Origin of the sequence: Heyndrickxia sp. FSL W8-0496 (assembly GCF_038007825.1) — a bacterium.
Classification (GTDB): Bacteria; Bacillota; Bacilli; order Bacillales; family Bacillaceae_C; genus Heyndrickxia; species Heyndrickxia oleronia.
In genome coordinates, this window is sequence record NZ_JBBOXX010000001.1 from 971,361 (window position 1) to 992,809 (window position 21,449).

The 21,449-nt window shown below is 36.3% G+C and carries 17 protein-coding genes; 15 read left to right on the forward strand and 2 right to left on the reverse strand.

All coding sequences use genetic code 11. The features are described from left to right. The 8 genes from NST63_RS05000 (at window position 1) to NST63_RS05035 (ending at window position 10,221) form a co-directional block, all read left to right on the forward strand. Window positions 1-1,356: a 6-phospho-alpha-glucosidase gene (locus NST63_RS05000; protein WP_071975218.1), complete on the forward strand. Its 1,356-nt coding sequence runs from the start codon at window positions 1-3 to the stop codon at window positions 1,354-1,356. A 355-nt stretch (window positions 1,357-1,711) separates the two neighbouring features. Next, window positions 1,712-2,209 carry a PTS sugar transporter subunit IIA gene (locus NST63_RS05005; protein WP_395132394.1) on the forward strand — a complete coding sequence of 166 codons (498 nt, stop codon included), beginning with the start codon at window positions 1,712-1,714 and terminating at the stop codon, window positions 2,207-2,209. 293 nt (window positions 2,210-2,502) lie between these two features. Beyond that, on the forward strand, window positions 2,503-3,501 hold the full coding sequence (locus NST63_RS05010) for an asparaginase (RefSeq protein ID WP_180212001.1): 999 nt from the start codon (window positions 2,503-2,505) through the stop codon (window positions 3,499-3,501). A gap of 189 nt (window positions 3,502-3,690) precedes the next feature. Continuing rightward, on the forward strand, window positions 3,691-4,890 hold the full coding sequence (locus NST63_RS05015; protein ID WP_071975214.1) for a hypothetical protein: 1,200 nt from the start codon (window positions 3,691-3,693) through the stop codon (window positions 4,888-4,890). A 16-nt stretch (window positions 4,891-4,906) separates the two neighbouring features. Further along, window positions 4,907-6,142, forward strand: coding sequence for a Zn-dependent hydrolase (locus tag NST63_RS05020; protein ID WP_341041441.1), 1,236 nt, complete (start codon window positions 4,907-4,909; stop codon window positions 6,140-6,142). Beyond that, window positions 6,139-7,314, forward strand: coding sequence for an amidohydrolase (locus NST63_RS05025; protein WP_341041443.1), 1,176 nt, complete (start codon window positions 6,139-6,141; stop codon window positions 7,312-7,314). Before NST63_RS05020 ends, NST63_RS05025 begins: the two co-directional genes overlap by 4 nt. Before the next feature lie 182 nt (window positions 7,315-7,496). Next, entirely contained in the window at window positions 7,497-9,230 is a 1,734-nt protein-coding gene (locus NST63_RS05030) for a phospho-sugar mutase (RefSeq protein ID WP_341041445.1), read from the forward strand. 286 nt (window positions 9,231-9,516) lie between these two features. Further along, a complete protein-coding gene (locus NST63_RS05035) occupies window positions 9,517-10,221 on the forward strand; it encodes a TerC family protein (protein WP_341041447.1) in 705 nt (234 codons plus the stop codon). A gap of 208 nt (window positions 10,222-10,429) precedes the next feature. Here NST63_RS05035 and NST63_RS05040 read toward each other — a convergent pair whose 3' ends face one another. Beyond that, window positions 10,430-11,734 carry a serine hydrolase domain-containing protein gene (locus NST63_RS05040; protein WP_341041448.1) on the reverse strand — a complete coding sequence of 435 codons (1,305 nt, stop codon included), beginning with the start codon at window positions 11,732-11,734 and terminating at the stop codon, window positions 10,430-10,432. A 15-nt stretch (window positions 11,735-11,749) separates the two neighbouring features. After that, window positions 11,750-12,835, reverse strand: a complete 1,086-nt coding sequence (nagZ, locus tag NST63_RS05045) for a beta-N-acetylhexosaminidase (RefSeq protein ID WP_341041449.1) — start codon at window positions 12,833-12,835, stop codon at window positions 11,750-11,752. A gap of 528 nt (window positions 12,836-13,363) precedes the next feature. On the opposite strand from nagZ, the gene NST63_RS05050 reads away from it, so the two are divergent. The 7 genes from NST63_RS05050 (at window position 13,364) to NST63_RS05080 (ending at window position 20,786) form a co-directional block, all read left to right on the forward strand. Then, complete coding sequence (locus NST63_RS05050) at window positions 13,364-14,347, forward strand: beta-ketoacyl-ACP synthase III (protein ID WP_341041450.1); 984 nt, start codon at window positions 13,364-13,366, stop codon at window positions 14,345-14,347. After that, on the forward strand, window positions 14,337-15,491 hold the full coding sequence (locus tag NST63_RS05055; protein WP_341041452.1) for an ATP-grasp domain-containing protein: 1,155 nt from the start codon (window positions 14,337-14,339) through the stop codon (window positions 15,489-15,491). Before NST63_RS05050 ends, NST63_RS05055 begins: the two co-directional genes overlap by 11 nt. Continuing rightward, window positions 15,488-16,480, forward strand: a complete 993-nt coding sequence (locus tag NST63_RS05060; RefSeq protein ID WP_212944795.1) for an NAD-dependent epimerase/dehydratase family protein — start codon at window positions 15,488-15,490, stop codon at window positions 16,478-16,480. The genes NST63_RS05055 and NST63_RS05060 overlap by 4 nt, the downstream gene beginning before the upstream one ends. Next, entirely contained in the window at window positions 16,473-17,327 is an 855-nt protein-coding gene (locus NST63_RS05065; protein WP_341041453.1) for an MBL fold metallo-hydrolase, read from the forward strand. Before NST63_RS05060 ends, NST63_RS05065 begins: the two co-directional genes overlap by 8 nt. Beyond that, window positions 17,306-18,133 (forward strand): SDR family oxidoreductase, encoded by an 828-nt coding sequence (locus tag NST63_RS05070; RefSeq protein ID WP_341041454.1) that lies wholly within the window; start codon window positions 17,306-17,308, stop codon window positions 18,131-18,133. The genes NST63_RS05065 and NST63_RS05070 overlap by 22 nt, the downstream gene beginning before the upstream one ends. An 18-nt stretch (window positions 18,134-18,151) precedes the next feature. Then, window positions 18,152-19,465, forward strand: coding sequence for a F390 synthetase-related protein (locus tag NST63_RS05075; protein ID WP_445663892.1), 1,314 nt, complete (start codon window positions 18,152-18,154; stop codon window positions 19,463-19,465). Window positions 19,466-19,595: 130 nt separating this feature from the next. Further along, window positions 19,596-20,786 (forward strand): helix-turn-helix transcriptional regulator, encoded by a 1,191-nt coding sequence (locus NST63_RS05080; protein ID WP_212944791.1) that lies wholly within the window; start codon window positions 19,596-19,598, stop codon window positions 20,784-20,786. Window positions 20,787-21,449: the final 663 nt, after the last annotated feature.

Here is a 21,449-nt window from a genome sequence, read left to right on the forward strand (position 1 = left end):
ATGAAAACATATAAATTAGCGATAGCTGGTGGCGGTAGTACGTATACTCCTGGAATTGTAAGAAGTTTAATGGATAGATTAGAAGATTTACCGTTATCTGAATTACGATTTTACGATATTGATGGGGAGCGTCAATCAAAGGTAGTAATTGCTGCCAAAGCAGTCATTGCTGAATATACTGATCGTATCAACATAGTGGAAACAACAGATCCACAAGTTGCCTTCGATGATGTAGATTTTGTTTTTGCCCAAATGAGGGTGGGGAAATATGCAATGAGAGAGCTTGATGAAAAGATTCCCCTTTCCCACAATGTTGTCGGTCAAGAAACATGTGGACCTGGTGGATTAGCCTATGGATTAAGAACGATTTTCCCGATGGTTGAGTTAATTGATTTTGTTGAAAAATATGCTAAGCCTTCTTGTTGGATTGTGAATTACTCTAACCCAGCCTCTATCGTTGCAGAAGGTGTTCGTAAATTAAGACCACATGCTAGAGTCATCAATATTTGTGATATGCCAGTTGCCACAATGCGCAATATGAGTGCCATTCTTGGTGTCGAGAGAGAAGAGCTAGAGGTGGATTATTTCGGACTAAATCATTTTGGATGGTTTACGAAAGTGAAAGTAGACGGAGTAGATCGTCTTCCGGAATTACGGGAGCATATTTATCAATATGGATTATTGACAGAGGATGTTTCAAAAATTGATTATCGCCATGCAGATTCATCATGGATTAAAACCTTTAAAAATATTAAATTAATAATGGATTACTTCCCAGACTATATTCCAAATCCTTATTTACAATATTATTTCTTCCCAGATTATATCGTCGAAACTTCGAATAAGGAATATACACGAGCAAATGAAGTGATGGATGGCCGCGAGAAATCATTGTTTGAAACAGTTAAGAATTATGAAGAAACTGGAGTTTTAGCTGATGAGTTTCATGTAGGTGTCCATGGAATCTTTATCGTAGATGTAACCGTTTCACTTGCAAAAAACTTAGCAAAGAGATATCTTGTAATGGTAGAAAACAACGGAACCATTCCAAACTTACCGGCTAATGCGATGGTTGAGGTTCCATGCTTAATTACAAGTAAAGGGCCTGTTCCAGAATATGTAGGAGAAATTCCTTATTTCCATCAGGCAATGATTGAACAACAGTTAGCATCTGAAAAAATCTTGGTTGAGGCAATTACAGAAGGTTCTTATGAAAAGGCGTTACAAGCATTTACACTAAATAAAACATTCCCATCCGCACGCGTAGCTAAAGCGGTGTTGGATGACTTAATTGAGGCAAATAAAGAATATTGGCCAACACTGAATAAAAAGTATAAAGAAGGCGTCTTGATTTAAGAGTGATACAAAAGAGGTTCCTCTAATGGAACTTCTTTTTCCTAGGCTCTTTTCTCAAGCATTGTTGCTATTTAAGTGAAGTTTTAACGAGTAACGCTCAGATGAAGACCGCTACACCTTTCATTTCACTGCGAAAAGAGCTACAAACTATACGAAAACAGCCCTTTCCTATAAGGCTTTTTTCTACAATATATAGACTTCCTACCATTAATATAGGTATGGTTCGGGGGGAGTCTAATAAGATTTTTTTGATTGTTCTACACTATCAAAAAAATAAAAGTTATAGAAAAGAGCAGAAGTTTGCTTCAAGTTATATGAGAAAAAGCCTCCTATAACCAAGAAAATAATAATGGGAGTGAGAAAATTGTTTTTTAAGAAAAATAAAACAAAGAGTAATGTGATCATATCAAGCCCTCTCAATGCAAAAATAATTCCATTGGAGGATGTACCAGATCCAGTTTTTTCTCAGAAAATGATGGGGGATGGCTTTGCATTTATTCCAAATAACGGAAAGGTCCTTGCACCGATTGATGGGACCGTTACACAGGTATTTCCGACTAAACACGCTATTGGAATGGAAACGAAAGAAGGAGTAGAGATCCTTTTACATCTCGGCTTAGATACAGTTGAATTAAATGGAGAAGGATTTGAGATCACGGTAAAGGCTGGAGATAAGATTCATACGAATGACAGTTTAGGCACATTTGATCTAGCGTATCTCAAGGAAAAAGGCAAAGAAACAACAACAGTTCTTGTATTTACAAACTTTGATGAGAAAATTTCTGAGCTAAAAAGGTATGATTCCGATGATGTTAATGCAGGCGCGCAAATAGGGGAATTGGTCCTTAAATAAATAGAATAAAAGTTGAGTAGGTTGTTCCGATTAAGGAGCAGCCTATTTTTCTTTTATACAAACAAAATTACAATCTCATATTAATCAATGATTAATTTTTTTGAAAATAAAAATTAGTACAGTTGTAAGGGGAATTTTTCATAGTTATAATTATTTTAAATAATTTTTGATTTTAAAATTAATATAATTTTACAAAAAAACATTATGGTAGTTTACCAGGAATGTGGACTTGGAGCTGCTATCCTAGCACAAGCCACATTAATGAATGTTTTAGTGAAAGAGGAGAAATGAACATGGGGTTTGACATATTAATAGAAGAAACTAGAGCAGGATTGGTTGAGAATAAACACTTCGGCATCATTTGCGGCATAAATGAGATGAAAAAACAGATCTATCAAGTAGGAAACTCACAACAAGAAGTATTTTTGCGATCTGCAGCAAAACCGATTCAAGCCTTACCACTATTTTTAACAAATATTATAGAAAAATATAATATTACAGAGGAAGAGGCAGCCTTATTTTCTGCATCACATCGTGGAGAATCTTACCATATCAATGCTCTTGAATCGTTATTAAACAAATTGCCAGTTGTGGAAGAAGATTTATTCTGCCCGCCTTCCTATCCATTAAATATAGAACCGAGAGAAAAAATGATTGGCGAGGGAAAGACAAAAAGAAGACTCTATCATAATTGTTCAGGAAAGCATATAGGATTTGTGGCTGTTTGCCGTGAACTAGGATATCCAGTTGCTAATTATTGGGAGCAGGATCATCCTCTTCAGCAGCATATCGTACAAATTTTATCGACATTATCTGAAGTTCCTATTTCAGAAATTAAAGTTGGAATAGATGGTTGTGGTGTTCCTGTCTTTGCGATTCCATTACATTCCATGGCACTAACATATTTGAAATTCGCATGTCCAGATTTGATTGATGATTCTGGATTAAAAGCTGCTGTTGTTAAATTAACACGTACGATGAATCATCAGTATAACATGATTGCCTCTGAACACTTTATTTGTTCCATTCTATTACAAGATCCTAATATAGTAGCAAAAGGTGGTGCCCAAGGTGTTTATGGCTTTGGTTTAAAAAACGAACGAATTGCCTTTGCTTTAAAGGTAATCAATGGATCGGAAGAAGTATGGCCAAACATCGTTGCATCCATTCTTGAACAAATCGACTATAAAAATAAAGAGACAATTCACAAACTTAGAATGTTAAAACCCTCCATTGTCAAAAATGATTCAGGCATAGAGGTAGGAACAATTAAAGAGACATTCACACTTTAAAGGGGACAGAGGGACGGTTCTCTTGTCCCAAAATTCGGGACAGCGGAACCGACCCCCTGTCCCTTCTTAATTATAAAACTATTTAAAAAAGTTTGACTGTATGGAATAATTATATTATTATTCTATTTATTCAATATATTGCGTATCGCAAATGAGAGTAAATACATCCTAGGAAGAGAAGTGAATCTTATGTCGCAAATGTTAGCCTTAGTCATTCTTTTATTGATCTTGTTTATTGGGGACCTAGTTGCTGTTCGGACGAAAGCATGGGTACCCTCTATTTTTATCTGTGCGGTCCTTTTTCTTATTGGATATTGGACATTTTTTCCACAAGATATTGTAGCGATATCTGGTGTGCCCCCGGTGGTAGCTACAATGATGATGTATTTATTAATTACGAACATGGGTACCTTGTTATCGCTTCAGGAACTAAAGAATCAATGGAAAACGATTGTTATTGCTCTTTCAGGGATTATTGGAATTATTGTTCTGTTATTTATCGTTGGATCCCTTCTATTTGGATTTAAGACCGTTGTTGTAGCTATTCCACCTTTAGTGGGTGGGGTCGTATCTGCCCTAATCATGTCAGAAGGTGCAAAGGAAGTGGGGCTTGCATCTCTATCCGTTTTTGCGATTGTCATCTATGTGATGCAGGGATTTGCTGGTTATCCACTTACATCTATTATGTTGAAAAAAGAAGGGAAGCGTCTTTTGAAACAATATCGAAGTGGACAATTGAAGGTAAAGGAGGAAGGTTCCTCAGAGGTAGCCGCTACAGCAGAACATGGAATGAAGGAACTTAAACTATTTAAAAGATTACCAGAAAAATATAATACGGAATTTTTTAAGTTTTTCAGACTAGCCTTTGTTGCTTTCCTTGCTTATCAAGTTTCTACATTATTGGCACCTATTGTTTCAATTAGTCCCTTTGTTCTTTGCTTACTTTTTGGTGTAATCGCAAAGAGCATTGGTTTTTTGGAAAAGCAAGTGCTGCAAAAAGCAAATGGTTTTGGTTTTGCCATCGTTGCGTTAATGCTATTCATCTTTGATGGATTAAAACAAGCAACACCAAGTATGATGCTTCAAATTTTATATCCTCTTGTGGGATGTATTGTTATTGGTGTCGTTGGTATGTATATATTTTCATTTATTGCGGGGAAGTTTTTAAAAGTCAGCAAGGAAATGGCATTTGCAGTTTCTTTAACCGCCTTATATGGATTTCCTGCTGATTACATTATCACGAATGAAGTCATTAATTCACTAACTACTGATGAAAAGGAAAAAGAAATCCTAACAAGTCAGATGTTACCACCAATGCTTGTCGGGGGTTTCATTACGGTCACTATTGTATCCGTTATTTTAGCGGGAATATTCGTAAAATTTTTATAGTATGGGGGAGAGAGAAATGATAGATATTCAGGAACGAATCGAAAAACATCTACAGGAAATAAGTAAATACACCTCAACCCCAAATAAGGGAACGACGAGATTTACCTATAGTCAGGAAGACTTGGGAGCTAGAACGTATATAAAAGAAAAAATGGATGAATATGGGCTTAAAGTTCATGAGGATGGCTTTGGTAATGTTTTTGGCAAGATGGATGGGGTCTTGCAGGATGCACCTAGTGTTCTCATTGGTTCCCATTTTGATTCGGTTCCCCATGGTGGTAATTATGATGGACCGGCGGGAGTGGTAGCGGGCCTTGTTGTAGCTGAGCTTTTTTCGAAAAATCAGTTGATTCCCAAATATCCCCTAGAAATCATTGCCTTAGTGGAAGAAGAGGGAACAAGATTTGGTGGAGGATTGATGGGATCTCGAGGAATCGTTGGGTTATTAAGTGAACAGGATTTTTATCGTTTAAAAGATAAAGACGGGATTTCAACTGTAGAAGCGATGGAGAAAATCGGACTTGATCCTTCTTTGCCTAAAAGAAGGGACTGGAAATCAATGAAGGCTTATTTAGAATTACATATTGAGCAAGGACCGATTCTGGAGGAAAAAAATATTCCTATTGGTGTGGTGGAAACGATTGTTGGTCTTACTCAGTTAGAAATTACAGTGGAAGGTCAAGCTGGACATGCAGGCACTACGCCGATGGAACATCGTGCTGATGCACTAGTCACTTCTGCAAAAATAATTGCAGAATTACCTACTATTGCCATGGAGGAAGGAGAGGGCTCGGTTATTACGGTAGGAAGTGTCGAGGTGTTTCCAAATGGAGCAAATGTAATCCCGAAAAAAACCGTATTTTCAGTGGATATCCGATCAGGGAAAGAAGAACATGTTCAGAACATGATTCGAAAGGTAAGGGAGCTAGTTTATTCCCATAACCAAAATAATATTCGGTTGTCTGTTGATCAGCTTTTATATATGCAGCCAAAATCAATGAATTCAGAAATAATTACTCTACTGAAACAAAAGAGTAGCGAATTAGCTATACCTTATTACTCAATGAATAGTGGTGCAGGTCATGATGCGATGGTCTTTTCAGACTTTACAGCAGCGGGGATGCTTTTTGTCCCAAGTAAAAATGGACTTAGTCATTGTCCTGAGGAATGGTCGGATTCACGGGATTTAGCAAATGCGGTTCAAATCCTATACGAAGCAGCGAAGAATTTAACGGAGGTAGAAGTAAAATGATCCAAATTAAAATAAAAGAAGCGATAAAAAAATACAGTAACGAGCTTAAAGATATTCGTCGAAAACTTCATAGTAAGCCAGAGCTATCTTGGCAAGAGGAGAAAACCACTGAATTTATTTGCCAGTATCTTGAACAACTAGGCATTGCTCATCGCAGAACAGATCCAACAGGTGTCATTGCTACAATTGAAGGCAAAAATTCTGGAAAAACGGTTGCTTTACGGGGAGATATGGACGCCTTATCTGTGGAAGAATTAAATAAAGAACTATCATACGTATCAAAGGAAGAAGGAAAAATGCATGCATGTGGTCATGATGCCCATACAGCCATGCTCCTCATTGCAGCTAAAGTACTTCAGGAGATGAAGGATGAATTGCCTGGAAATGTTAGATTGATCTTTCAACCGGCTGAAGAGGTGGCAGAAGGTGCAAAGGCCATGGTAAAGCAAGGTGCAGTTGATGGTGTGGATAATATTTTTGGAATTCACATATGGTCACAAATGCCGACTGGAAAAATTTCTTGTACACCTGGACCTTCATTTGCATCCGCAGATCTTTTTAAAGTAACGTTTAAAGGAAAGGGCGGACATGGTGCAATACCGCATGATTGTATTGATACAGCAATTGTCGCGTCTTCCTTTGTAATGAATGTTCAAACGGTGGTGTCTAGAACCATTGATGCGCAACATCCTGCTGTTCTTACAATCGGAAAAATGGTCGTTGGTACTCGATTCAATGTTATTGCAGAAAATGCAGTAATCGAAGGTACAGTTCGTTGTTTTGATCCTCAAACAAGGGATCATATTGAAAAACAGCTCCAGTATTATGCGGATCATGTGGCCAGTCTTTATGGTGCAACTGCAAGGGTGGAATACACTCGAGGGACACAAGCTGTGATTAATGATAAATACAGTACCGATTTGGTGCAAAAGGTTGCTGCCACGGCATTTGGCGAGGAATCTCTAGTTAGCGAAAAACCAACAATGGGTGGGGAGGATTTTAGCTTTTATCTAGATGAGGTCCCAGGTAGCTTTGCCTTAGTTGGCAGTGGGAATCCGGAAAAAGATACCCAATGGGCTCATCATCATGGGAAATTCAATATTGATGAAGATGCATTAGCCATTGGGGCAGAGCTATATGCTCAATATGCCTGGGTTTATTTAAACGAGTAACACTATAAAGTCCATTCATTCGAAAAATGAGTGGACTTTTTTATGGAGGTGGGACAAGGAAGGGACAAGGGGCCGGACCCCCTGTCCCGAATTTGAATGAAGGGACAAAGGAACCGACCCTCTGTCCCGTTGATTTATGGTAAAATAACAGATAATTATGTTAGGTGGATGGAGGATATGGTATGAGCTGGGAACGATCAGTGGAGAAGTGGTTAAGTGATGAAAGGCTAGATGGGAAATTGAAGGAGCAGTTAGCACAATTGATGGGAAATGACAGGGAGCTCGAGGATCGTTTTTACAAAAATCTTGAATTTGGTACTGGTGGAATGCGCGGGGAGCTTGGAGTAGGAACGAATCGTATGAATATTTATACCGTTCGAAAAGCAGCTGAGGGTTTAGCCTGTTATATCGAAGATCAGGGTGAATTGGCTAAACAACGTGGTGTGGTGATTGCCTATGATTGTCGTCACGGATCACCTGAATTTGCTTTAGAGATAGCGAGAACCGTAGGGAATCATGGCATAAAAGTTTATTTGTTTAATGAGCTACATCCAACGCCGATACTTTCATTCGCAGTGCGATATTTGTATGCGTTTGCTGGTGTGATGATAACTGCAAGCCATAATCCGCCAGAATATAATGGTTTTAAAGTGTATGGTCCAGATGGTGGACAAATGCCTCCTCAAATGGCGGATGTATTAGTTCAATATGTCAATCAAATAGAGAATGAATTGAAGATTGATGTAGCAGATTTGGCTGAACTTATAGAGAAAGATCTATTAACATACATAGGGAAACAAGTGGACAATGCCTATTTAACTGCATTAACAAGTATTCAGCAGGATAAGCAACTGATACAATCTGTAGCGGATACTTTGAAAATTGTTTATACCCCATTACACGGAACAGGAAACATTCCTGTTCGTAAAGGACTTGAGGCTTTCGGCTTTCAAAATATTACTGTTGTTAAAGAACAGGAGTTACCAGATGCTAATTTTTCAACTGTAATCTCTCCAAACCCTGAAGAACATGAAGCTTTTGAATTAGCTATCAAATATGGAAAAGAAATGGATGCCGATCTTTTACTCGGAACCGATCCCGATACTGACCGTTTAGGAATTGCCGTAAAAAATCATGATGGGGAATATGAAGTGTTGACTGGTAATCAAACAGGCGCACTCATGCTTCATTATCTATTAACGAAAAAGAAGGAGAATGGCACATTACCTGAAAATGGAGTATTTATTAAAACCATTGTAACTTCAAATATTGGACGCGAAATTGCAAAATCTTTTGGCATCCAGACAATAGATACATTGACAGGCTTTAAATTTATTGGAGAAAAAATGAAGAAATTTGAAGAAACGAAGGAGCATACTTTCCTTTTTGGTTATGAAGAAAGCTATGGTTATTTAATAGGGGATTTTGTTCGGGATAAGGATGCAGTACAATCCGCCGTATTTGCTGCGGAGGTCGCGGCCTACTATAAAGCACAAGGCAAATCACTTTATGATGGATTATTAGAGATTTTTGATAGCTATGGTTATTATAAAGAATCTTTACATTCACTAACCTTAAAAGGGAAAAAAGGAACGGAAAAAATCTCAGCAATATTAAACGCCTTTCGTAAAAATCCACCTGCACAGATTGCTGGCTTAAATGTGATTAAAGTAGAGGATTATCTTTCTAGTGAAAGCAGGAATCTCCAAACAATGGAAGTTAAAAAAATTTCTTTACCACAATCGAATGTGCTGAAATTTACACTTGAGGATGGCTCATGGTTCTGTATACGTCCTTCTGGGACAGAACCAAAAGCTAAATTCTATTTCGGAGTAAAGGGATCATCATTAAAGGAGAGTCAATGCTTAAATCAACAAATTCAAGAAGCGGTATTACAATTAGTAGAGAAAATGTAATTCAGAATGTTCTATTCAATTTTTTGTTAAAAGAAATAGACAATCCCTCATAATCTATGTATAATTAGTATATATTAATCTATATCTTCCACCGTGAAGGGGAGTAGCGTCAGGTTTTATACCTGAAACAAGGTCGTCATTACATGGATCGCATCCATCGGCTTTGTTGGCATAACATTGTGCTTAGCGAGACCTTTACCATTATTACTCATAATGGTAGAGGTCTCTTTTTATTTGCAAAAGCTTAGTACTTAGCAAGGTAACTTTTGAAAACAGGAGGAGTTTTATGGAATTTTTAACAGCACTTCTATCAATTATTGTTATTGATCTAGTTCTAGCTGGAGATAATGCAATCCTCATTGGTCTTGCGGCAAGAAATTTACCAAAGCCACAGCAAAAAAAGGTAATTATCTGGGGTTCAGTGGGTGCGATCATCATTCGAATCATTGCAACACTCGCAGTTGTTTGGTTATTAAATATTCCAGGCTTACATTTAGTAGGTGGTCTTTTATTAGTGATTATTGCTTATAAATTACTAGTTGATGATAATGATCATGGTGATGTGCAGGCAGCAGGTAGTTTCTGGGCAGCTATCCGAACCGTTATTATTGCCGATGCTTTAATGGGATTAGACAATGTTTTAGCAGTAGCTGGTGCTTCCCACGGGAATATGTTACTTGTAATTATTGGACTATTAGTATCCGTTCCAGTTGTTATGTGGGGGAGTACAATTATTATTAAATGGATTGAAAAGTTCCCAATCATTGTCACCATTGGTTCAGCAATACTTGCTTGGACTGCATCGAAAATGATTGTAGCTGAGCCATTTCTAGCAGACTACTTTTCTAATGGATGGGTAAAATACGGATTTGAGCTTTTAGTCATAGCTGCTGTTATTTTGGCAGGAAAGCTTAAACAAAAGCGGACAACACAGCGAAAAGAAAAAGAAATGTATGATGAAAAAGGATTAAGAAAAGTTGAATCACATTAATAAAGTACGAAGCTGAAATTGCCTGGATTGAAGAAATCCAGGCAATTTAAATTTCTTGTTTGTAAGATGAACGAGGATAATAAGTTTGATATTTCCCTAAACTAATACCCATTTTTTCATGCAATAGCGGGCCGTTGTCATTTGATCACAGAAAAAGTGCTATTACTTACATAGAGCGGATCTATAGTCTGCCGACAGGAAAATAGGTTTAACTGACGGATTGTTTTAATAACATTCTTAAACCGAAAAAAGCTGCCCATGGAATTCCCTCAGAATTCATATGAAATCGAATCGGCCTATGTATGTCAGCAATGACGAGTGTTTTTTCATCACTTGCATATAATAAGAATTCTTTGTTTTCGATGTTTGCTTTTAAACCTTGTGTATCCAGATTTATTTGGAGACAGGTTCCTTCCTCTGATTGATAAGTCCCTAGAAATCTTCTTTGTTGCTCTTGAGATAACTCTATGGAAGGGTATGTAGTTCTTCTTTCTTCTATAGGTAAATCTAATGCTGTATTGACTACCTCTATCCATATATCCTTAACAGATGCATCGGAAACATTTGTTAATATTGCCACGACTAAATCTTGCTCAGGGATAAAACCAAAATGCGAAGAGACTCCTGGCTGTCCTCCACCATGCTCGACAAGGGTCATCCCGTGATAATTTGGAGTGACCTCTAATGCATATCCATAATAAGAAGTTGTACTTAATGGCATATATGGTTTCCACATCTTATCTAGTTGTTTTTTCGTAATGATTGGAGGAACTTGGCTGAGGAATAATTCGCCATATTTAAGTAAATCAACTACGTTAGAACGAATGCCCCCTCCTACTTCATAGTTTCCTAGAAGTGGCCAAGGTTGAACCTCGTAATCTCTCTTTTCTTCATTAAAAACATATGGTGTTGAAACATCCTCTAGTTTTTGCAGCTCTTCGATACTAAAGGTAGAACGATGAAGATGGAGAGGGGCTAAAATTTCCTCTGTCATATACCTTCTAAATAATCGTCCTGTAAGGCGCTCGATAATAGCGCCTAATAATAGGAAGGTATCATTACAATAGGAAATAAATTCACCAGGCGTTCCAAGTATGTCATGATTGGATTCTGCCAAGTAGTTTAAGTGTTGATGGAAATTGTTAAGTTCCTCTCTTCGCCTGATAGGGGCAAGTCCAGTTGAATGGGTTAATAGATGATGGATTTTAATTGAATCGATTGGCTGAATAAATGATATTTGTAATTCTGGTAAGTAATCAATGACAGGATCATGAATCGATAGCAATCCTTCTTCTTCTAACTTCATAATTGCTAAAGCTGTAAAAGACTTAGTTACGGAGGCGATGCCGAAAATGGTTTTCGGAGTTACAGAATCACCTGATTCTAGATTTTTAACACCGAATCCTTTTTGATAAATCATTTTTCCTTTTTTACTAACTGCAATTGCACATCCTGGGATATGATCGGTTTCCATCCGTTTTTTTAGTTTATTTTCAAATACTGTCCAGCTCATAAAGTCCCTCCTTGTCTATTGTGTATCCATCATTTTAGAAGAAAATTTATAGGTTAAAATTCTTTTTACAGATTCATTGATTCGATCTTCGGAAAGTTTGTTTGCTTTAACGGCTTCGATAACTCCGTTGATGACTTCTTTTTGACTATCAAATGTATGGCATACAAGCAAAAGGTCAGCACCTGCCTTTACAGCAGAATATCCTAATTCTTTATAAGAATAATATTTACTTACCGCACCCATTTCTAGGTCATCAGTTACAACAATTCCCTTATAGCCTAATTTGTTTCTTAGTAGTTGCTGGATGATAATTGGTGAAAGACTAGCTGGATTTTCTTTATCGTAAGCGGGATATTTAATATGAGTAACCATGACAAAGAAATTCTGATGATTCACTTCTTCAATAATCTTTTTAAATGGATAAATATCACTATTTTCAAGATCAAGCTGATTCGCTTGAACGGCAGATGTATCTTTATGAGGGTCGATATTGCTTCGACCATTTCCAGGAAAGTGCTTTAAAGTAGCAGTGATTCCTGATTTCGTAAAGCCAGCAATTACTTTCTCACCAAATTCCTTTGCTTTTTGGGGGTCTTCCCCAAATGAGCGGCTATCTAGGTTCGACAAGTCTAAAACCGGTGCATAATTCACATTGATTCCCATTGCTTTTAGTTCTGATCCTGTTAGAACAGCAGTATTATATACTGTCTCTAGATTTTTATTTCTAGCTAAATCTTGTTGGGAAGGAATGGGTGAAACATGATCTCTCATTCTTACAATTTGACCACCTTCCTGATCAATGCTCACAATTAATGGAATCTGGTGGGTGTTTTCCAGTGCCAATCGTTGTAAATCACTCGTTAAATGAGTAACCTGATTAGGGGAATCCATATTCCGATCATAGAGAATAACCCCACCTACATGATAGTCCCGAATCATTGCAGTAATAAGGGAATCTGGTTGTTTCGTTTGAAACCCTACAATAATTAATTGTCCTACTTTTTCTTCAAGTGTCATTTGCTTTAATAGATGGTCTACCTTTTCTTCGATAGGGTTTTTTGACTTTTGGGTTGGTGTTGAAGCCTTTTCATTTTTTTTCACAGTACTGGAATCTTTTGTTTCAGAAGCTTTAGGTGATTCTTTTTGATTTTGTGATATGATGTACCCCCCGATGATTCCAAGAGTAAATAATGCACATAGGAGAGAGAGTAACCACGCTTTCATACTTTTTTTAGTTTTAGTCCTCATTTCTTAAAATTAGAATTTAGACGGTTAATAATAATCTTATCTAAACTCCAATCTCCTTCCCACTCATATATTTTACTACACTTATTGAATTTCAATGGATTCACCTCATTCATTTATTTGCTTTTTCAAATGATAAAGGGAAAATCTCCTAATGGCTCTAATATAACATATCTATGTTATCGGAAAAATATTATGGGTTCTGAATTTTAATAATAGTAATAAAAATCACATAGGCACAAAGTTTCATTATTCCCGAAATAAATAATGAAAAAGGATCAATTTGGTATAATTAAAAGGTATTTTTGTATAGTTTGTAAATTTTATACTATTCGTATTCTATTAATAGATAATGGTTAGAGAGCATACAACAGGGGGATTCAAATGAGAAAAATCAAAATCATAGGCATGGGGAAATATTTGCCTGGAAAAGCTGTTCTTTCATCTGAAATTGATAAAAGATTAGGACTTTCTGATGGTTGGACCGAGAAAAAGTCAGGCGTATATAAAAGATATTATGCAAATGGGGAAACAGCCTCTGAAATGGGAGCAAAGGTTGCACAAAAGGCACTTGAAGATGCGAGGATGACATTGGAGGAAATTGATTGTATTGTGTCTGCTAGTGGAACGATGGAGCAGCCAATCCCTTGTACAGCATCATTGATACACGAAAAGTTGAAGCCAAAGCGACCGATCCCAGCATTTGATATCAATTCTACTTGCTTAAGCTTTGTTACTGCATTGGATGTAATGAGTTTTTTGGTGGACGCAGGAAAATACCGTCATGTATTACTAGTATCCAGTGATATTGCTTCGATTGGCATCAATCCCATGCAAAAGGAGAGTTACGTTCTGTTTGGGGATGCGGCGGTCGCTTGTGTTATTCGACGATCAAATGATGGGGAGGAATCAACCATTCGAGCTTCCCTTATGTATACGCATAGTGAAGGTGCAAGATTCACGGAGATTAGGGGTGGTGGTACTCATCTTCATCCGAATGATCATTCTGTTAAAGAGGATTTTCTATTTGATATGGATGGGAAAGCTATTTTTCGCTTGAGCTCGAAGGTGATTAATGGTTTCATGGATGAATTACTTGAGCAAGCATCCCTTTCAACCGATGAGATTGATTGGTTAGTACCACATCAAGCAAGTGGTATGGCGATGAGAATAATGGCTGGAAAAATAGGCTTTGAATCTAGGAAAATGGTAAATGTAATTAAGAATTATGGAAATACAATTGCGGCTTCAATTCCCTTAGCATTGCATGATGCTATCCAAAATAATCAGATTCGTAGGGGACAAAAAGTATTATTACTAGGAACATCTGCAGGATTGTCACTCGGGGGATTGATCATTGAGTATTAAAAAAGTGCTTATTACCGGTGGCCGTGCTTATAGTACGATTGAATTAGCAAGATTATTTGAACGCGATGGAATAGAGGTTCATATAGCTGAAAGCCTAGAGCATTGCATGATTAAAAAAAGTAAAGCTGTTTCTGGATATCACTTGGTAGCTAGCCCAAAAACTCATTTGGCTCTTTATATCGAACAGTTAATCTTGATTATCGAAAAAGAAAGGATTGAGCTGCTTATTCCTACATGTGAAGAGATCTTTTTTATTGCCAAGGAAAAGGAGCGCTTTCCATTGTCATGTCAGGTGTTGACCGACTCGTTTAATACTTTATTAGCGTTACATAATAAATTTACGTTTATAGAAACAGCAAGGGAATTTGGTTTAAACGTTCCACAAACCTTTTTAATAGAGTCGCAGGGACAGTGGAATGATCAATTGAATAAGCTTGGAAATGAAAGCTATATTGCAAAACCGGTTTATTCTAGATTCTCTTCAAAGCTATTGTTTTTTCCTGATAATAAAGGTGCCTCAGTTTCTGTAAGCTCGAATTATCCTTGGGTTATTCAAAAGCTGATTGAAGGGAAGCAGTATTGTACCTATTCATTTGTTCAGCAAGGAAATATCATGGCACATTGCACATATCCATCCATTTATAAGGTGGGTATGGGAGCAACGACTGTATTCCAATGTGAACAGGTCAAGTCGATTGAAACATGGGTGTCTGCTTTTGTAAAGAAACTAAATTTTTCGGGTCAAATTGCTTTTGATTTTATTCAAACGAAGGATGGAGAAGTGTATCCAATCGAATGTAATCCTCGTTTAACAAGCGGTATCCATTTGTTTCGTGGCACTGATATTGTTGAATGTTTTTTAGGAAGGAGACAGGAATTAGTTTTACCAGTAAAAAATAGGACGATGATCATTTACCCAACCTGGGTACTATCGGTGATACGTTTTATGAAAATAGCAGGAGTACGAGAGTATTTTCGAATGTTAGTCACTTCAAAAGATGTATTGTTTGATATAAGGGATATCGGCCCCTTTTTTTATCAATTCCGCTTCCTGCTAGAATTAAACAAGATTCGTAGAAAAAGAGGAATCAGTCTAGTTGATGCAACAACATTTGATATATCGTGGGATGGTGATAATGGATGAATATATTAGTGACAGGTGGAACAGGATTTCTCGGTGAAAAGCTTGCCATTCGTTTGGGAAAGATGGGGCATCATGTAACAGCGATGGGGAGAAATCAAGTGAAAGGAAAGGAATTAGCGGGAAAAGGGATTCGATTCATTTATAATGATTTATCGATTAAGGAATCCACGATCGAGCATTGTCAAGGAATGGATTATATTTTTCACTGTGCAGCCCTTTCCGCGCCATGGGGAAAATATGAGGATTTTTATGCATCGAATGTGATTGGCACGAAGAATATTATTGAAGGTGCAATGAGTGCCCGCGTGAAAAGGATGATTCATGTTTCCACACCAAGCATTTATTTTAAAAATAAAGAGCGTTTAGATGTAAAGGAAGAGGATGCACTTCCTAAAAAATTTATTAATCATTATGCAGAAACAAAATTTTTAGCAGAGAGAGAGGTGGATGAAGCATTTAAAAGAGGCTTGCCTGTCATAACGATTCGACCTAGAGCTATATTTGGCCCTGGTGATACGTCTATTATTCCACGATTGATCAAAGTGAATAGAGAAGGATTTGTCCCTGTCTTTAATGAAAATGTTGCGATTGATTTAACCTATGTGGAAAATGTCGTGGATGCATTGTTGCTATGCATGGATTCACCAGAAAAGACATTGGGGCAGAAATACAATATATCAAATGGCGAGAAGGTGAACTTACATCAAGTTCTTCATGTGTTATTTGATGAAATTGGCGAACGCTTGCGAGTGAAGAAGATCAATGTGGCAACTGCAAATATTGCAGCAAAGCTTTTAAAATGGCACTCGCACTTATTTAAAAAAGGACAAGAACCAAAAATTACAAATTATTCCATAACTGTTTTATCTAAAAGTCAAACAATTAATATAGAAAAAGCAAAAAGAGAGATTGGCTATGTACCAAAGGTAAGTATTCAAGAAGGTATAGAATATTTTAGTCAGTGGTGGAAGGAAGAAGAACATGATTGAGCAATTTGATGTGTTAATAGGGGGGGCTTGCAAGCAGGTAGAGAAATGGACAAATCGGGAGAAGTCCTTCAAAATCATTCAGTTTCCTGCCCATTTTTTTTATATAAAGCATTCCAAAAAAGGTCATATTCTTATTGATACGGGATATAGTGATTATTTTTTTAAGGAGACAAAGACGTTTCCGTATTCACTTTATCGAAAGATAACCCCTTTATCATTTTCTAACCATGAGAGTGCAAAACATCAATTAGAACGCCTTGGGGTGAAGGCCTCTGATGTTCAGTATATTTTCATCACGCATTTCCACGGAGATCATATTGCAGGATTAAAGGATTTTCCTAATGCCATATTTATTTGCTCGAAAAAAGCGTATGAATCGGTCAAAAATTTAGTCGGATTGAAAGCGGTTCGGAATGGTTTTATTCCAGGTTTCTTACCTAAGGATTTCATAGATAGAGTGAAATTTTTAGAGGAAGGACCTACCTATCAAGAGAAGGTAAAGAGCTCCCTGAGATTAGCGAAACCTGGAGAACCTGTTTTTGATGTGTTCGGAGATGGTTCCCTTCTATCAGTAGATCTCTCGGGACATGCAATAGGACAAATGGGAGTGTATTTGTCATACAGGTATCGAAATATTTGGTTGATTGCGGACGCCGCATGGGATTCCGATGGTTATAGAAAGAATTCGATGCCTACAAGGTTGGGGAGATTAGTTCTCAATAACTATAATGAGTTTAAACGATCCCTTCTTCATATACATCACTTTGCAGAGAAAAATCAGGATGTATGGATCGTTCCATCACATTGTCGAGAGGTAGAGGATCAATGGAAAAAAATGTTCTCATAACAGGAAGCAGTAGTGGGTTTGGGATGTATAGTGCACTTGAACTAGCGAAATGTGGATATACCATTTTTGCATCGATGCGAAATGTTGAAAAACAAACACAGATGATGGAAGAAGCGGAACGTTATCAAGTACAGGAACGAATCCATATACTACAAATGGATATTACTGACGAAAAATCAGTGCAACAAGCTTTGGAATTTTTCAAAAAACAAAATATTCATCTAGATATTTTAATAAATAATGCAGGGTATTGTGAAGGTGGATTAATAGAGGATTTACATGTGGAGGATTATATTCGTCAATTTGAGACGAATGTCTTTGGAGCCATTCGTGTCACCCAAACATTCTTGCCTTTATTGAAAAAAAGTATAGGAGCTAAAATCATTAATATTAGTAGTGTTAGCGGAATGATTGGAATGCCAGGTATGTCTGCTTACTGTTCTTCTAAATTTGCTCTAGAGGGATTTAGTGAGAGCCTCCGTTTAGAATTACGACAGGATCAGATAGATGTCTCGATTGTGCAACCTGCTTCATTTAAAACTAAAATATGGGAAAAGGGGCTGGAGAATTTTCAAATAGATAGGGAATCATCCTTGATTGGGAGTATCTACAAATATGCTAATCAATCCTATCAAAATGGAGACGATCCATTAAAGGTCGCAAGGTTAATTGTACAAATCTGTAATAGTCACCATCCTAAACTTCGGTACCCGATTGGGAAAGGCGCAAAAACATTAGAAGTGTCGAAAAAAGTATTTCCTTGGAAATGGATCGAAAAAGTAGTTCATAACCGTTTAAATGTTTGAGTAGAGGAGATGCTTTGGTTGAGAACTTTATCAATATTATTGGCATATGTAAAAACAAAGTATTTCTTGAAGTATAGGACGAGAGAACAGCTTGAGAAATATCAGATGAAAAGGTTAGCGAAGCATTTACATTATGTTTGTAAATATTCTACCTTTTATCAAGAGAGGTTAAAAAAAATTCCCCCAACCATAACAATGGATGTATTAACTACATTTCCCACCATTGACAAAGAGATAATGATGGACCATTTTGATGATCTAAATACAATGGGGATTGGTAGAGAAGAAGCATTCCGTGTTGCTTTGGAGGCAGAAGAGTCTCGAGATTTTGAACCGATGATTAATGATGTAACCATTGGTCTTTCTTCTGGGACCTCTGGAAATAGAGGATTGTTTATTGTTTCTGAGAAGGAAAGAAATGCATGGGCAGGAACGGTATTAGCTAAATTACTTCCTCAATCCATTCGATCTCCGGAAGTCATTGCCTTTTTCTTAAGAGCAAACAGTAATCTTTATCAATCAGTAAGTGAGGGGAGAATTCAATTTCACTTTTTTGATTTATTAGAGGAAATTAAGACCCATATTCAAAGACTAAAGCAGCTTAATCCTACTATTCTAGTCGCTCCTCCTTCGATGATGCGTATGATTGCTGAATATGTCGATCAAGGAGAGATAGTTTTACAACCGAAAAAAATAATTACTGTTGCTGAAGTTTTAGATCCAATTGACAAGCACTATATTGAAAAGGTATTTAAACAAATCATACATCAGGTCTATCAATGTACGGAGGGTTTTCTTGCTGCAACCTGTAAATACGGAACCCTGCACTTAAATGAAGACATTGTTGTCATTGAGAAAGAATGGATCGATGAGAAAAAGAAAAAATTTTCTCCGATCATTACTGATTTTGAACGCAAAGCACAGCCTATTATTCGATATCGATTAAATGATATTTTAACCATTAAAGAAGATCCATGTTTATGTGGCTCTCCACATCTAGCCATTGAACAAATTGAAGGAAGATGCGATGATATTTTTTATTTCAATACAAATGACGGTGGGTCTTTACCGATTTTCCCTGACTTTGTCCGGAGATGGATTATTACATCAGCACCTGAAGTAAGGGAATATAGAGTTATCCAATATCAAAATAGTAAATTAGAAATTCAAATGGAACCTCTTACTGAGCTTATGAAAGAGCAGGTGAAAAATAGGATTCAGTCCTTCTTAAAAGAAAAAAATAGCGTAATCCCTACTATAAGATTTAGTAAGTATCAACCAAATGAAAAGGGTAGAAAATTAAAAAGAGTAGAAAGACATGGGGCCTTCTGAAACGCAATGTATCAGAAGGCTCCATTTTTTATTAATAAATAATTAAACACATTAAAAACTAAAAATTTCTTTTAAATTCCCGATATAATAAGTGAATGGTTCTAATTACCTAGAAAAAGGAGGGGTTATTTTGGGGACAGCCTTACTTCTAAAAGTAAGTAATACAAAAAGTATTACCATCCATAAGGAGGAAAATCAATATAATTCCCGTTTTTGGTATGAAATTCAAGAGAAGGATGAAATCATAGAACAAGGAAAAATCGTTGATAGATTCTCAAACATTATTAAGCAGCTGAAAAATAAAATTCCTACTTTTCATAAATTGGAAATTATAGATGGCGATCAAAAACTAGTAAAGGAAATTATGGATGCTCAGCTTGGAGACCATACACATTATAATTCACAAGAGCGTCTTTTAGATTTATGTAATAGGCTTTTAAAAGGAGAAGAAATATCAATAGAAAAGGAAGCAATTACATATGGTGTACATGAAGCAACGATTAAAAAATCCATCTATTTAATCAGAAATTTTTTGGAAGAATTTGATATTTATTTAAAAAATGGAATGTATAAAATAAGAAAATCTGAGCTATTATCCTATTCTGAAACGATTCTCCTACTATTAAACATTTACCAAAGTAATAGTTTTAGTTATAAAGAGATAAAGTCATTAGAAAAAAAATTAGTCCAACAATTATCAGATGATGCTCAACTTCAATTAAAAAAATTATTTCAAGATTTTGATAGCTATTGCAAAGAAACGAATGTAAAAGATCTTTTACCGAATGTTGAAGTAATTTTGCGGGCAATTGATGAAAGAAAAGGATTATCTTTTATATATGAGAGCGATAATGCTTCGTTGAAGATTCGTCTTCTAAAACCTCATTCGATTCATTTTCATGAGGGCAGCTATTATCTTATTGGGGAAATGCACGAAGGTGTTAATAAAGGAAAACGAAATTTCAAACTAGAGCATATACAAAATCTTCGAATTAGTAGAAAGAGCATCATGATAGATGAAATAGAAAACCCTCAATCAAAAGAATCGTTCATTCCATCTTCTAAACACAAAGAAATGGTCACCTTAAAAATTCCATCTGTTCTAATGGAGAGCATACTAAGAGAATTTCCAAACTCGAAACAAATAAAATTGGAAAATGCGTGGGCAACGTATGAAATAGAAGTAAAAGACACAGACAACATTCTAGTGTGGATATTATCCCAAAAAGAAGTAGTGGAGATTATTGGTCCTGAAGATTTTAGAAATCAAATGAAGACTCACTTACAGAATATGCTCAATGTATACAATGAAGGTGCATGATATTTACGGTTTTTTTGGACGTATAACTTTATAAAATTCCCTTTTCATAAACATGGTTACTTTTTTAGCTATTTTTTTACCTAAGAAAAATAGACTGAAGCAGGACAATTCTCTTCATTGAACTGAAAAAAGTTACAGGTTCTAAGCCCCCTTTTATAGCTAGCAGTAGGGCTTTACTGATGCAACAACTATACGAAAACAAAACGGACATGTGGGTTTGAAAGCCCCCTGTCCGATAAAAATGTACTCCATCTATCTGCTTGGTTAAACATGTAATAAGCATCCCCCTATAACATTTCCTCACAATCAAGGGTAAAATAACGCATCGGCTAATCTCATTTAAAGATGAATTCTACTCTATAGTCATTCAAAAAGATTCCAAAATATATATATAAATAATCATAATTAACTTAATTGTTCTATACATATAAAGGTAATGCCGGATAGTTTGCTTAATGTTTAACCTTATTTTTGTTGTAAGAAAAGTATTTTAGGTAATTTTACCTATTTGAAAAATGGAGGTGTAATAGGTATTTTACACTATTTTCCTTATTTTAACATAGGGTGAAAGGATGAGTTATTGTCTACTTTTGTCGAATATATAGAACTGTAGGTTATTTATGATTATTATGTATAAAGCATGTGTAATAAAAAATGAAAAGG